This window comes from Mesorhizobium sp., assembly GCF_041661565.1.
GTDB lineage: Bacteria > Pseudomonadota > Alphaproteobacteria > Rhizobiales > Rhizobiaceae > Mesorhizobium.
Genome location: NZ_JBAZUD010000014.1, coordinates 17,131 through 31,789, shown reverse-complemented (window position 1 = coordinate 31,789; position 14,659 = coordinate 17,131). Strand labels below are relative to the sequence as shown.

At 65.1% G+C, this 14,659-nt stretch carries 9 protein-coding genes and 1 pseudogene; 4 read left to right on the top strand and 6 right to left on the bottom strand.

The genetic code is table 11. The features are described from left to right. Positions 1-16: 16 nt before the first annotated feature. The 4 genes from WC739_RS04540 to WC739_RS04525 form a co-directional block, all read right to left on the bottom strand. The gene (locus WC739_RS04540) at positions 17-2,413 is read right to left on the bottom strand and encodes a phosphoketolase (RefSeq protein ID WP_372951819.1); all 2,397 of its coding nucleotides are present in this window, start codon (positions 2,411-2,413) and stop codon (positions 17-19) included. 23 nt (positions 2,414-2,436) lie between these two features. After that, complete coding sequence (mgtA, locus tag WC739_RS04535) at positions 2,437-5,028, bottom strand: magnesium-translocating P-type ATPase (protein ID WP_372951818.1); 2,592 nt, start codon at positions 5,026-5,028, stop codon at positions 2,437-2,439. Continuing rightward, positions 5,025-6,218: an acetate/propionate family kinase gene (locus WC739_RS04530; protein ID WP_372951817.1), complete on the bottom strand. Its 1,194-nt coding sequence runs from the start codon at positions 6,216-6,218 to the stop codon at positions 5,025-5,027. Before WC739_RS04530 ends, mgtA begins: the two co-directional genes overlap by 4 nt. 146 nt (positions 6,219-6,364) lie before the next feature. Then, complete coding sequence (locus tag WC739_RS04525) at positions 6,365-7,177, bottom strand: universal stress protein (protein ID WP_372951816.1); 813 nt, start codon at positions 7,175-7,177, stop codon at positions 6,365-6,367. A gap of 66 nt (positions 7,178-7,243) precedes the next feature. Between WC739_RS04525 and WC739_RS04520 the strand changes: the two are divergent. The 4 genes and pseudogenes from WC739_RS04520 to WC739_RS04505 form a co-directional block, all read left to right on the top strand. Next, positions 7,244-7,891: pseudogene (locus tag WC739_RS04520) on the top strand (pyridoxamine 5'-phosphate oxidase family protein); the annotation flags it as partial. Between the two features lie 336 nt (positions 7,892-8,227). Further along, positions 8,228-9,748, top strand: a complete 1,521-nt coding sequence (locus WC739_RS04515) for a PAS domain S-box protein (RefSeq protein ID WP_372951815.1) — start codon at positions 8,228-8,230, stop codon at positions 9,746-9,748. After that, the gene (gene fixJ / locus WC739_RS04510) at positions 9,741-10,355 is read left to right on the top strand and encodes a response regulator FixJ (RefSeq protein WP_372951843.1); all 615 of its coding nucleotides are present in this window, start codon (positions 9,741-9,743) and stop codon (positions 10,353-10,355) included. The genes WC739_RS04515 and fixJ overlap by 8 nt, the downstream gene beginning before the upstream one ends. A 124-nt stretch (positions 10,356-10,479) precedes the next feature. Beyond that, positions 10,480-10,839 (top strand): DNA-binding response regulator, encoded by a 360-nt coding sequence (locus WC739_RS04505; protein WP_372951814.1) that lies wholly within the window; start codon positions 10,480-10,482, stop codon positions 10,837-10,839. A 288-nt stretch (positions 10,840-11,127) separates the two neighbouring features. Here the strand turns inward: WC739_RS04505 and cydC are convergent, their stop codons facing one another. Continuing rightward, the gene (gene cydC / locus WC739_RS04500) at positions 11,128-12,783 is read right to left on the bottom strand and encodes a thiol reductant ABC exporter subunit CydC (protein ID WP_372951813.1); all 1,656 of its coding nucleotides are present in this window, start codon (positions 12,781-12,783) and stop codon (positions 11,128-11,130) included. Continuing rightward, the gene (gene cydD, locus WC739_RS04495) at positions 12,780-14,519 is read right to left on the bottom strand and encodes a thiol reductant ABC exporter subunit CydD (protein ID WP_372951812.1); all 1,740 of its coding nucleotides are present in this window, start codon (positions 14,517-14,519) and stop codon (positions 12,780-12,782) included. The genes cydC and cydD overlap by 4 nt, the downstream gene beginning before the upstream one ends. Positions 14,520-14,659 lie beyond the last annotated feature (140 nt).

Sequence of the window (14,659 nt, the reverse complement as noted above, 5' to 3'; positions counted from 1 at the left end):
AGGCCGGCTCATCGGCTCAGGAATTCGCGGACCACCGCCAGTCCCGGACCTCCGGCATGTCGACGCCGTGCTTGCGGATGTAGCGATCGTGTTCGACCAGCTTGTCGCGGATCGCCTGCTTGGCGTAGACGGCCGCGGCGCCAAGCCTCGGCACGCGGTCAATCACGTCGGCGACGAGATGGAAGCGGTCGAGCCTGTTGCGGACCACCATGTCGAAGGTGGTCGTGGTCGACCCCTCCTCCTCGTAGCCGCGCACATGCATGTTGTCGTGGTTGGTGCGCTTGTATGCCAGGCGGTGGATGAGCCAAGGATAACCGTGATAGGCGAAGATCACCGGCTTGTCCTTGGTGAACAGCGCGTCGAAATCGCTGTCGGCAAGTCCATGCGGATGCTGGGAACGCGGTTGCAGCGTCATCAGGTCGACGACATTGACGACCCGCACCTTCAGGTCCGGTATATACCCCCGAAGCAGATCGACGGCGGCAAGCGTCTCCACCGTGGGGACGTCGCCGGCGCAGGCCATCACGACGTCCGGTTCGCCCCCGCGATCATTGCTGGCCCACTCCCAGATGCCGATGCCCTGCGTGCAGTGCTTGATCGCGGCATCCATATCGAGCCATTGCGGCGCCGGCGCCTTGCCGGCAACGATGACGTTGATCCGGTCCCAGCTTCGAAGGCAATGATCGGTGACATAGAGCAACGTGTTGGCATCCGGCGGCAGGTAGACCCGCACGGTGTCGGCCTTCTTGTTGACGACGTGATCGATGAAGCCCGGATCCTGATGGCTGAAGCCGTTATGGTCCTGCTGCCAGACATGGGATGTGAGCAGGTAGTTCAGGGATGCGATCGGTTGACGCCACGGCACGTCGCGCGACGTCTTCAGCCATTTCGCATGCTGGTTGAACATCGAATCGATGATGTGGATGAAGGCCTCGTAGCAGGAAAACAGGCCGTGGCGCCCGGTCAGCAGATAGCCTTCGAGCCAGCCCTGGCAGAGATGTTCGCTGAGCACCTCCATGACGCGCCCTGATGGCGCCAGGTGGTCGTCCTCCGTCGTGGCGCTCGCATCCCAGGCGCGGTTGGTGACCTCGAAGAGCGCCTGCAGGCGGTTCGAGGCCGTCTCGTCAGGCCCGAAAACGCGAAAATTGCGGGTCGCGTCGTTGGCTTGCATGACGTCGCGCAGGAACGCGCCCATTACCCGTGTCGCCTCGGCGTTGACGTCGCCGGGGGCTGCCACCGCGACCGCGTAGCTGGTGTAGTCGGGCAAGCGAAGCGGGCGCTTCAGGGCGCCGCCATTGGCATGCCGGTTGGCGCTCATGCGGCTGTCGCCTGCCGGCGCCAGGGCGGCGATTTCGGCGTGCAGCCGTCCGGACTCGTCGAACAGTTCGAGCGGCTTGTAACTGCGCAACCAGTCCTCGAGCAGCTGCAGGTGACCCGGCTTGGTCATGTCGCTGAACGGGACCTGGTGCGAACGCCACGATCCTTCACTCTTGAGACCGTCGACCGTCTTCGGCCCGGTCCATCCTTTCGGGCTGCGCAGCACGATCATCGGCCAGCGCGGCCGCTCGGTGACGCCGGCTTCGCGCGCCTCCTGCTGGATGTGTTTTATCCTGTCGAAGGCTGCGTCCATGGCCGCTGCCATTTTCTGGTGCATCGGCTCGGGGTCATCGCCTTCGACGAAGATCGGATCGTAGCCGTACCCGCGAAGCAGCGACTCGAGTTCTTGCGGCGAGATGCGCGCCAGCACCGTCGGATTGGCGATCTTGAAGCCGTTCAGGTGGAGGATCGGCAGGACCGCGCCGTCGGCGGCCGGATTGAGGAACTTGTTGCCGTGCCAGGACGCCGCCAGCGGCCCGGTCTCGGCCTCGCCGTCGCCGACCACGCAGGCGACCACCAGGCCCGGATTGTCGAGCACCGCGCCATGGGCGTGCGCGAGCGAATAGCCGAGCTCGCCGCCCTCATGGATCGAGCCGGGCGTCTCCGGGGCGGCATGGCTTGGGATGCCGCCGGGAAACGAGAACTGCCGCACGAGGCGGCGAAGGCCGTCCTCGTCACGGGAGATATCGGGATAGAGCTCGCTATAGGTCCCTTCGAGATAGGTGTTCGCGACGACACCGGGCGCGCCGTGGCCGGGACCGGCGATGAACAGAACATCGAGGTCCCTTGCCTTGATGGCGCGGTTCAGATGGACGTAGATGAAATTCAGGCCGGGCGTCGTCCCCCAATGGCCAAGCAGGCGCGGCTTCACATGTTCAGGTTTGAGAGGTTCGCGCAGCAGCGGATTGTCGAGCAGATAGACCTGTCCGACCGACAGGTAGTTCGCCGCCCGCCACCAGGCATGCATCAGCCGGTGCATGTCCGGGTCCAGAGGCGTCGGCGATTTTGCGAGATCCGGTGATGTCGTGGATGTCATTGCGATGCTCCTGATAGCGGGGGTCAGAATGGAAGCCGATGAGCTCGTCCGGTTGGCGCGGCGCCGGGCCGGAGAGCGAGTGGTTTCAGCAGTTCAGCCGAAACGAGGTAGGCAATCACGATGAAACCGATCCCCGCCAGCATCGCCGCCGGCGGCACTTCGAAGCCGAACCAGGGACCGAGTGGCGTGAACGGCAGCACCATGGCGACGACCAGCGCCACCAGCGAGGATATCGCCAGCGGCGCACGCGGCAGATCCTGCCAGGGCCGCCCGTTGGTGCGGATGATGAAGATGACGAGGATCTGCGTCGCCATGGATTCGAGGAACCAGGCGGTCCTGAACTCCGCCGCCGAGGCGTGGAAGACCAGGATCAGCACGCCGAAGGTCAGGAAATCGAACAGCGAGGAAAGCGGCCCCATCACGCCGGCGAAACGCAGCAGGCCGCGAATGTCCCACACTTGCGGACGTGCCGTGGCCTCGGCCCTGACCCCGTCGAACGGAATGCCGAGTTCGGACAGGTCGTAGAGCAGGTTGTTCAGCAGGATCTGCGTCGGCAGCATGGGCAGGAAAGGCAGCGCGATGGCGGCGACCGCCATCGACAGCATGTTGCCGAAATTCGAGCTTGCCCCCATACGCAGATATTTGAGGATGTTGGCGAACGTCCGGCGTCCCTCCTCGACGCCGTCAGCGACGACTTCGAGGTCGGAGGCCAGCAGGATCATGTCGGCGGCCGCCTGCGCGACGCCGCTGGCGCCATCGACCGACAGGCCGATGTCGGCCGCTTTCAACGCCGGCGCGTCGTTGATGCCGTCGCCCAGATAGCCGACGACCGCGCCCCTGGCCCGCAGCGCCTTGATGATCCTGGATTTCTGGTCCGGCGCCAGCCGTCCATAGGCGTCGACCGATTGGACCTGGACGGCGAGCGCCTCATCGCTCAACGCCACGATGTCGACGCCGGACAGGACCCTGTCGGCGTTCAGCCCGACCAGGCCGGCAAGGCGCCTCACCACGACCGGATCGTCGCCGGACAGGATCTTGAGCCTGACACCGGCATGAGCCAGCCGCGCTATGGCGGCCGCGGCGGTCGGCTTCGGCGGGTCGGCAAAGGCACAGAGCCCCTCGAAGACGAGATTCGTCTCGTCGGCCGATTCCACCTCATGCGCCGTTCCCGCCCATGGGCGCGAGGCGACGGCGATGGTTCTAAGACCATCGGCCGCAAGGGCCTGGACCCGTTCCGTGGCTTGCGCGCGTTCGACCTCTCCCATCGGCCCGGCGATGTCCCCGCTTCGTTGGGCGGAACAAAGCGCCAGAACGGCTTCCGGCGCGCCCTTGACGATCAGCAGCAGACCCTCTGGACCGGCCGCGAGCACGGAACCGAGCCGCCGGTTGAAATCGAAGGCGTGCCGCCCCGACAGGGTCCAGCCCAGCGACGCACCGGCCGCGCCCTGGATCAGCGCCGCGTCCAGCGAGCCGCGATCACCGCCGAGGTCGGCGGCGATGGCGCCGAGCCGGGCGGCGCGCGGATCCTCACCGCCAGACGGACCGACGCTGCGGGCAAGCGTGATCTCGGCCGAAGTCAGCGTGCCGGTCTTGTCGGTGCACAGGACCGTCATCGCGCCGAGATCATGGATCGAGGCAAGCCGTTTGACGATGACCTTGCGGCGCGCCATCCGCATGGCGCCGCGCGACAGGGTTACGGTCGTGATCATCGGCAGGAGTTCGGGGGTCAGGCCGACGCCAAGCGCCACGGCGAAGAGCACTGAGTCAATCACCGAGCGCCCCATAAGGACCCGCGTGGCGAGGACGACGACAACAAGCGCGAGACTCAGCCGCGCGATGACGAGGCCGAACTGGTGCAGGTCGCGCTGGAACGGCGATGCCCCCTCGGTCTCGGCGAGCGCCGAGGCGGCGGCGCCGAACACGGTCGACCGGCCGGTGCCGACGACCAGCGCTATCGCTTCCCCGGTCTGCGTGACCGCGCCGCGGAACAGGGCATTCGACGCCTGTCCGGGGCTCGTCCCCGTGACGATGCCCGGACGCTTCTCGACGGCATAGGGTTCGCCGGTCAGGGCCGCTTCGCCGGCGGTGCAGGCCGTGCTGGCAAGGATCAGGGCGTCCGCGGGGATTATGTCTCCGGCGCGGACGCGCAAGATGTCGCCAGGGACCACATAGTCGACGTCGACCTCGCGAAAGACGCCGTCGCGCTTGACTTCGGCCCTGAGCGCCACGGAGCGCCGCAGGACTTCGGCGGCCTTGACCGCATGTCCCTCCTGCAAGGTATCCAGGCCGATCGAAAGCACGAGGATCGCGACGATGATGCCGCCGCCGATCACGTCGCCGGTCATCAGCGAGACGATGCCCGCCGCCAGCAATATCAGCGAGAGCGGCTCGAGCAGACGACGCAGGATCGCCCGCCACAAACCGTCGGTCTTCGCCGCCGCATCGCTGTTGGGACCATATTCGGCAAGCCTGGCTTCGGCGTCCGCCGTGCTCAGGCCGCCGTCGCCGCAATGGAGAGCCGCCTGGAGAAAATCAGGCGTACGGGTCCAGAACGTGGCGAGGTCGGGGCGCGGGCCCGGAACAGGCTTGTGCGCAAGGTGGGCCGCGGAGGTCATCGATCCGCCTTTGGCGCCAGGAAAACCGAACAGGCTTCGTCGGCTATCACTTGTTCTTCGTCGGTCGCGATGACGAGGACGGCGACCCTGGAGTCCGGCGCCTCGATCCGCGTCGCGTTCGCCGCGTTCGCCACCGGATCGATCCCGACGCCGAGCCATGAGAGATGATCGCACACGGCTTCGCGGATCTGGGGCTGATGCTCGCCGATACCGGCGGTGAAAACGATCCCGTCGAGCCCGCCCAGCGTGTTGGCGATGGCCGCCGTCTCGCGAGCGATGCGGAAAGCAAACAGGTCCAGCGCCTCTTGCGCGGCCGGTGTTTCGTTGCCGATCAGGTCGCGGCTGTCGGCGCTGATGCCGGAAACGCCAAGCAGGCCGGACTGGTGGTAAAGCATGTCCTCGACCGCCTCGATCGACAGGCCGCGCTGCTTCATGAGGTGGATCAGGACACCCGGATCCAGGGCGCCGCAACGTGTCGCCATCGGGATGCCGTCCAGCGTCGAGAAACTCATGCTTGTGTCGCGGCTGACCCCGCCCTCAAGCCCGCACAGGCTGGCGCCGCTGCCCAGATGCGCGACGACGATACGGCGGCTTGCGATGTCGGGGACGACCTGGCGCATCCGCGCGGCTATGTATTTGTACGAGAGGCCATGGAAACCGTAGCGCTTGATGCCCTCGTCGAAGAGTGAACGCGGCAGCGCGAAGCGGCGCACGAGATCACTCTGGCTGCGGTGGAACGCGGTGTCGAAGGAGGCAATCTGCGGCAGGCCGGGCCGCAGGTGCCGGACCGCCTTTATCAGGCGAACACTTTGCGGCTGGTGCAGCGGTGCCAGCGGCACCAGCGCCTCGATCGCGGCGAGCGTCTCGTCGGTGATCTCCCGCGGGCCCGTGAACAGGTCACCGCCATGAACCACCCGGTGTCCGACGGCGGCGAGCGCGCTCACGGAGAAGTGGCGCGCCAGCCAGGCGAGGGTTTCCTCGATGACGTCGTGCAAATCGTCGGAAACAGCCGCTTTCAGCGGAATCTTGGTATTGGCATGGCCTTCGGTGACCTCAAGCAGCAACGGCTGATGGCGCAGGTCGATGACCCCCGCGCCAAGCCGGCGGGGCGCGCCGCGGGTGATCGCGAAGAGGCCGAGCTTGATGGTCGAGGAGCCGGGATTGAAGGTCAGGAGAACAGGATCGCTCATGGCGCGGATAAATCACTGTTCCGCCCGCGCAATGCGAGCTTGCGGAGGCAAACGGATGACGGCCCATTTGGTTGCCAGCTGGCCATTTTGTCCGGCATCCCCTCTGAGTGTCGGTTAGAGTCCAGGATAGCTGAACCACCCTGTCGTCAGTAAGACAGGAAGCGATTGATGGCATTGTCCTCGAGCAGCGTGCGCGTCACCCCGCCGAATGCCCATTCCCGCAGGCGACTGTGTCCGTATGCGCCGGAAACGACAAGATCCGCTCGGATCGACCGTGCGAATGCGAGCAACTGGCCACCGTCGCCGTTGCCGGCGATCAGTTCGGTTCGCGCCTTGACACCGTGCAGCTCGAGAAACGCCAGGACGTCGGCCAAGCTCTTGGAGATGCCCACGTCGGCATCATTGTCTATCGTGGCAACGACGACCTCGCTGGCCATGCTCAGCAAAGGCAATGCGTCCGCCATCGCCCGTCGCGCCTCCCTGGTGTCCTTCCAAGCGACCAGCACGGTTTGCGCACTGACATGGTCGGCGTTGCCCGCAACCACGAGAATCGGCCGGCCGGCGTCGAGCGCGAGGCTGCCAATATCGACGGCACGATAGACATTGCTGGCTTGTCCGCCGGCAGTGACAATGAGATCGGCCGCCCGGGCCGAACCCGTGAGGAAGCGTGTCGGACCGCCGACGGCCTGCCTCCACTCGCCGCGGACGGACACCGGCACCAGCTTCTCGAATGCGGCGCGCCGTTCGCCAAGCTGTTTTTCGATTTCCTCGTGCTGGATCTGCATGACCTCCCCCTCGTAGATCATGCCATCGCCTGTGGCGACCAGCGGCGGGACGTCGGCGGCTGCCAGGCCGATCAGACGCGCTCCGAACCGTTCCGCGAGGTCGACGCCGATCTTGATCATGGGCTCGGGGTCGGCATCGATGCCAAGATTGACGATGATTGACCTGTAGGACATTGCGATGCCTTTTTGGACGCGGTTGGATGCGACAATGGAAAGCACCCGCCGGCGCGCAACGCTTTGATGCCGGTCAAGAAACCACGTTTCGCGGGTCCTGGCCGGCTGTCTCCCTCGGTCGCAATCAATGCCCGGCTTGATCGCAATCAATGCCCGGATCCAAGGCTCTCTTCCAAGGGAGCTTGGTCATGCAGGATACCAGGATCGGTGCCGAGTCCGCATGAAAGTCCGCACTGCATGACATCGCCGCGCTGGCCGACGGGTGTGCTACGATGTAGCGGCGGCGAACGAGATAGACTCGTCTGGTTCTGGCGACCATGCAGCCTGGCCGATGGCGCTCGGCTCGAAGACCACGATAAATGCCATGAACAGGAGATCTCACCAATGCAGATCCGCACGCTCACAACCTTCGAATGCACCCAGTTGCTGTCGGTCAACCGCGTCGGCCGCCTGGCCTGCGCCAAGGACGGGCAGCCTTACGTCGTGCCGATCCACTATGCCTATGCCAGCGATTACCTCTACGGGTTTTCCATGCCGGGCAAGAAGATCGAATGGATGCGGACCAACCCCCTGGTCTCCGTTCAGGTCGACGAACAGGGCGACGGGCGTGGCTGGCAAAGCGTCGTCGTGGATGGCAGCTACGAAGAACTGCCGGACCGTATCGGCCACAAGCGCGAGCGGGACCATGCGTGGTCGCTGCTCAGCAAACATTCCGACTGGTGGGAGCCTGGGGCGCTCAAGCCGGTCATTCCGGTGGTGGCGAACAGCACGCCGCATATTTTTTTCCGGATCCTCGTCACGTCGGTCTCCGGACGCGAGGCAAAGGATTGAGCAAAGAGGGGGCAACGATCCGGGTGACGCCGGCATCCGCGTCAATCCATCGTTCCTCGGCCGGTTGAGTTCAACCAGGAATCGTGGTTAGGACCCAGTGGCAACCGGCCGCATCCGCTCCGGTGGCGAAGCGCATTGCGTGACGGCGGCGGATCATGTTGAGTGCATGAAAAATCGCTAAAGTGCTGATGCTCGCTCTTGAAAGTTGGTGGCCACGTCATGCCGGCAAGGGACATCACCGGATCGCGGGGCCGCTTCCTGCAGTTGATTCTTTCCCGAAAATTCGAGGGACTGAATGGCTATTTGCTGGCGATCGTCGCCGTGGCGACAGCCTTCGCCATACGATTCGCACTGCAAGGCGTTCTGGATGAAACGGCCGTTTTCATCCTGTTCGTTCCAGCTATCCTCGCCGCATCAATAGCAGGAGGAATAGGGCCCGGCATTGTCGCTGTCCTGCTTTCGTTTCCAGCCGCCTTCTACCTGGTCGCACTGCAGCCGGCGCGCGCCGGCAACGGCTTCGAACTCGCCGTCTTCGCGATCACGGGTATGGTCATCGCCTTCCTGGGGGAATTGCTTCATCATGCGAGACGGCTGATGGACAGGAACCAAAGCGCGCTAGAAGCGAGGGACGCGCATCTCCGCTCGATCCTTGACACGGCCCTCGACGCCACCGTGGTCATAGAGAAGGACGGCACCATCGTCTCCTTCAACGCCGCCGCGGTCCGGCAGTTCGGGTATGCCGAGGAGGAAGTGGTGGGGAGCAACGTCCGCATCCTGATGCCCGAGCCGTATCACCACGAACACGACGGCTATATGAAGCGATATCTCGCGACAGGCGAAAAACGCATCATCGGCATCGACAGGGTCGTCGTCGGGCGGCGAAAGGATGGGTCCACCTTCCCCATGAAGCTGGCGGTTGGCGAGATGCAGACTGGCGGCAAGACGTTTTTCACCGGTTTCATCCGCGATCTGACGGAGCGCGAGGAGTCGGCCGCCCGATTCGAAGAAATCCAAGGCGAACTGGCGCGGATGGCGCGGCTCAACGAACTCGGCGAGATGGCATCCACGCTTGCCCACGAATTGAACCAGCCGCTTTCAGCGATCGCGAACTATGTCCAGGGCTGCAGCCGCCTGCTTCGTGACCTCGACGATGCCCTTGCCTCCAGGATGCGGGAAGCCCTGGACGAGGCTGCGAGGCAAGCGCTGCGCGCGGGGCAGATCATCCGCCACCTGCGCGAGTTCGTGACGCGCGGCGAAACCGAGAAGGCGCCGGAAGACATCCGCAAGCTGATTGAAGAGGCCGGCACGCTGGCGCTCGTCGGCTCTCGCGAACGCGGCATCCGCTCGGTGTATGATTTCGCGCCAGAAGCGAAGTCGGTCATGGCCGACCGCGTCCAGGTCCAGCAGGTCCTGATCAACCTGATGCGCAACGCGATGGAAGCCATGCGCGACAGCGAACGGCGCGAACTCGTCGTCAGCACCGCGCTCGATGGAGATGGAGCCGTCGTCATCGAGGTTTCGGACACCGGACCCGGCATTTCCGAGGATATCGCGGCGCAGCTGTTCAAGCCTTTCGTCACCACCAAACCAGGCGGCATGGGGGTCGGCCTGTCCATCTCCAAGCGTATCGTCGAGGCGCATGGCGGCAAGATATCGGGGGCCAAGAACGACAATGGCGGCGCCACCTTCCGCTTTACGCTGCCGACAATCGAGGATGACGTCCGCAATGGCGATTGCTGATTATACAGTCCACATCGTCGACGACGAGGAGGCGGTCAGGAAGTCGCTTGCGTTCCTGCTGAGCATGAATGGATTCGCTGTGCGAGTGCACAATTCGGCGACGGATTTTCTCGCATTCGCACCCAGCATCAGCAATGGCTGCCTGGTGACGGACCTGCGCATGCCCGACATGAGCGGCGTTGAACTGCTGCGCGCGCTTCAGGCAGCGCACGCGATGCTGCCGGCCATCGTCATCACCGGCCATGGCGACGTGCCGATGGCCGTGGAGGCCATGCGGGCGGGCGCGCTCGACTTCATCGAAAAGCCGTTCGAGGACCAGGTGCTCATCGATGCGATAGGGCGCGCGGCGATACAACTCCAGGAAGCCCACTCCGGCGCCAATGACATCACGGCCATACAGGCACGGCTGAAGGACCTGACGGAGCGCGAGCAGCAGGTGCTCTCGGGCGTCGTCGCCGGCCATGCCAACAAAACGATTGCCTACGATCTCAACATCAGTCCGCGTACGGTCGAGGTCCATCGCGCCAACGTCATGGCGAAGATGCACGCGAAAAGCCTGCCTGAGCTCGTGCGGATGGCATTGGCGGTGAAATTCAACCCCGGCTAAGCATATGCCGGCCTCCGCCCTGATTTGATGCAGCGCAAGGCGGCCCTCCACCAGGTTTCCCTATGTTCACGGATCGCGGCTAACTCGGTACCCTGCCTGGCCGCTATCTGGAGGATATGGTCCTTTGACCGTCGGCAGCATGGTTCTTGTCATCGCCCCCAATCCGGGGTTTCGGAAATCCCTCGAATTCGCGCTCGAGGCCGAAGGCTATGTCGTGGATTCGCAGGCCCAGCTTGCGAGGGCAATCGCGTCTCCGCTCACTTCGTCGATACGCTGCGCGGTCGTCGATGAAGCCGCCGTGCCGGATTGGGCGAACGGGAGGCACGATCTCGCGCGCTTTCCCGGGCCGATCATCCTGCTGGTGGATCGCCCATGGGCGGCGCCAGAACCCGACGGGGTGCTGATCCTGGTCAAGCCGCTGCTCGGCAACGCGCTGATCAAGGCCGTCGATCAGGTGATCGCGAACGGTACTTCGGCGCACTGAGTATTCTCGCTTAGGGACATAACCGAACTTCTCGGATCGCGAATCGTCATCAAAGGTTGATTCCCTGAATTGACGGGAGATGGCGGCTAGGCCGCCTACCCCGCCTCCAGGATCGCGGGATCCGCTGCAGCCATCAGGCCCGCATAACCCAACAATTTGCGGACCTATTGCACCCGGCCGGTCGCAGCCTGGCAGCTTCTTTTGGGCTGACCCATCGAGACGGTGTCAGGTATGCTCTCGAAGCTCCGGGAACGGGGCACTATCAGGCTTTCGTCGCAAGGCGCCGCCTCAAGCGCTTTCCAGCCGTCCATCGACCATGCGCAGGATGTGATCGGCCGCCCCGGCCGGCATTGCGGCGTGCGTTGCCAGAATGACGGTGCGGCCCGCCGTCGCCTTGTCGAGATCGGCCAGGAATGCCAGTTCCGCTTCCCGGTCGAGCCCCGAAGTCGGCTCGTCGAAGACCAGTATCCCGGCCGGGGACAGGAGCGTGCGCGCCAGGCACAGCCGACGCGCCTGACCGACCGAAAGCGTTCGGCCGGTCTCGCCGACGAATGCGTCGAGCCCCTCCGGCAGGCCCAGCACGAAATCCGCGAGCCCGGCACCGGCCAGCGCACGCCAAATGGCGGCATCGCTGGCATCGGCGCGGCCGATCAGCAGATTCTCGCGGATGGTCCCGAGCAGAACGGGAGAGTCCTGGCTCAGCAGCGCGACCTTCTTGTGCAGATCGCTGAGGGCGACCGTCCGGATGTCCGCGCCGCCAATGGAGATCCTTCCAGACTGTGGATCGTAGAGACGCAACAGCAAGGCAAGAACGGTTGATTTTCCCGAGCCGCTGGGGCCGATGATCGCGACACGGCTGCCTTGCTTCACATGCAGGTCGAGGCCTCGCAACACGGGGCGCCGGGGATCATGGCCGAAGACAATCTTCTCGAAGCGCACATCGCCGTTCGACAGGGGGAGCGGACGGACCGGATCAACGACCATCGGCCTGGCCGTCGAAATAGCTTTCAGCCTTGCGGCGGCAGCCGCCGATACACCCAGTCGGGCGACTCCGCGAACGAGGGCGCCGGTCGCCTCGAAGCTGGCGATTGTTCCCATGAGCAGGCCCGCGAGCAGCGGTCCGCCGATCGTTCCAGCATGAACCGCCGCAATGCCGAACCAGAGCACGCTGATCATTGCAGCGCCGGCAAGCGCCTGCGTGGCGGCTGCCGCCAGCGTCCCGGCCATTGCCAATCGGCGCCGTACGCCGGCCAGCCGCGCAGCCGAATTCGTAAAGGACGCCCGTGCCGTAGCGGTTTCGCCAAAGGCAATGAGGTCGGCATGACCGTCGATGCCATCCAGCACCGCGATACGCGCGGCGGCGGACGCCTCGACCAGTTCCTTTCCCATGCGACGGGATGCCAGGATCAGAACAACCGGCACTGCCAGGACGGCAAGGCCGACCAGGATGGCATAGGACAGGCCTGCCGCCGGAATGAAAACCCATAAGCCCGTGGCCATGGCCGATCCGAGCAGAAGCGCGGCGAGCATGGGGCCGATGGCGACAAGAAAGACCGTATCGAGAGCATCGATGTCGGCGGTCAGGCGGCTGACGAGGTCGCCGTGGCGAAGGCCGCGGTCGGCGAGCGGCACGCGTGGAAACAGGCTGGCAAACAGCCATCCTCGCAGATCGGCCAGAAGGCGGAGGGTGGCGTCGTGGCCGAAGACTTTCTCGCCATAGCGCGACAGGATGCGGATGAAGGACAGGCCGCGTATCAGCGAGGATGGGCCAAACAGGTTGAAGCTCGCGGCGGCGGTGGTGAGCGCGGCGGCCGTCAGGAACCAGCCGGAAACCGATACCAGCGCGATGCCAGCCGCGAGCGTGAAGACGGACAAGATCAGCGTCCACGCCAGTCGTGCGGCATGGCGCTGGAACAGCGGGCGGAAGAACCAGAATGCCGTCATGCCACGCTCTCCAATGCCGGCGCCGGTCGCGCGGCACGCATGTGCGGCCCCGGCAGGACCTTGCCGCCGACGATCCGGTAGACCCTGTCGAGCCGCGCCGCGACGGCCGCCGAATGCGTTGCCACGATCATCGTCCGGCCGGCGGCGAAATCCATCAACGCGTCGAGGATCCGGGCCTCGGTTTCGGTGTCGAGATGCGCGGTGGGTTCGTCGAGAAGGATAAGCCCGGGATCGCGCAGGAAAATTCGGGCAAGCGCCACGCGATGCGCCTCGCCGCCCGAGAGCCCGATGCCACCCTCTCCGATCAGCGTGTCGAGGCGATCCGGCAATGCGGTCGCGAAAGGCAGGACCTCGGCGCGCCGGGCGGCCTCATGCACCTCGGCATCGCTGGCATGCCGACGGCCCAGTCTGATGTTTTCGGCGATGGTGCCGTGAAACAGGCGGGGGCGCTGGCCGAGAAAGGCCACTCGCGTCCGCAATTCAGGCTCGGCAATGCGCGCAAGGTCCTGGCCATCCAGCAGGATCGTACCTTCATACGCCCGCATGCGGGCAATGGCTTCCAGCAGCGTCGACTTGCCGATGCCGCTCTCGCCGACCAGAGCCACATGCCGCCCGGCGGGGACCAGCAGCGCCGCGTCGTCCATGACGAGCCGGCTTGTATCAGGGGTGCGCAAGCTGATGCCATTCATGTCCACCGCGATGGGTGCCGCCAGGTTGGCGATTGATGTCGGCGGTTCAACCCCTTCGGGTGCGGCGAAATCCGGCAGGGCGTCGAATTGCCTGGCCAGTTCGGCAACGGCCGCCTTGGCCGCGGCGCGGTCATGATAATTCGCCGCCAGCAGACGCAGCGGCTGATAGACTTCCGGCGCCATCAGCAGGCAGAACAGCCCGAACTGAAGGGTCAGGGCCGAATGGCGAAGATCGACGAAACCAAGGTAGGTCAGGCCCACATACAGCGCCACCCCGGCGACGCCGAGCGCGGCGAAGAATTCGAGGACGGCGGACGATAGGAAAGCGATCTTGAGGACAGCCAGCGTGCGCAGCCGCAAATCGTCGCTCGCCAGTCTCACCGTCTGGATCTCGCTCTCGGCGCGGCCAAACAGCTTCAGGGTAACGATCGCGCGCAAGCGGTCGGCGAACAGGCCGGAGAGACGCGCGAACGCCTCGGCCTGCGCCCGGCTGGCGGCTTCCGCGCCCAAGCCGACCAGCGCCATGAAAAGCGGGATCAACGGCGCGGTGACGAGAAACAGCAGGCCCACGACCGAATCGACGGGCAGAACGATGATCGCGAAGGCGAGCGGCAGGATCGCCGCCTGCGCCATCGCCGGCAGGAAACGGACAAGGAAGCCGTCGAGGGATTCGACCTGGTCGATGATCGCCGAACTCAGCGCTCCCGATGACCGGGCGGCCGTCCAGTCGGGCCTGTGATCCAGCAGGTCGGCGTGAAACGCGGTTCGCAGGGACAATTTGATCCGCTCGGCCGCCACGGTGCCGCAGCGCTCGGCGGCGACAGCCAACGCGATGCGGATGGTGAAAAGGCCGGCAATGGCGAGCACTGGCGTGAGCAGGTCACGCGGCGAAGCGCCCACCACGATGGCGCGATGCAGCACCGAGGCAAGCAGGTAGGCCTGCCCGACGAGCAACAGGCCGGAAACCAGCGGCAGCGCGACCGCGACCATCATGGGCGCGCGGCCATGCCGCCACAGACGCATCATCCAGCGCCCCTGGTCACGCATCGCATCCGCCTCTGTTGACCCTGTCCGCAGCATCCGTTCGCTCCAATGTCGCGAGCGATCGCCGCGTCGCAACTGGTAAGTCTCTTGCCCATACGGGCGCCGGATCGCTTTGATGGAGATCAATGCCGCCTGCATGGGCA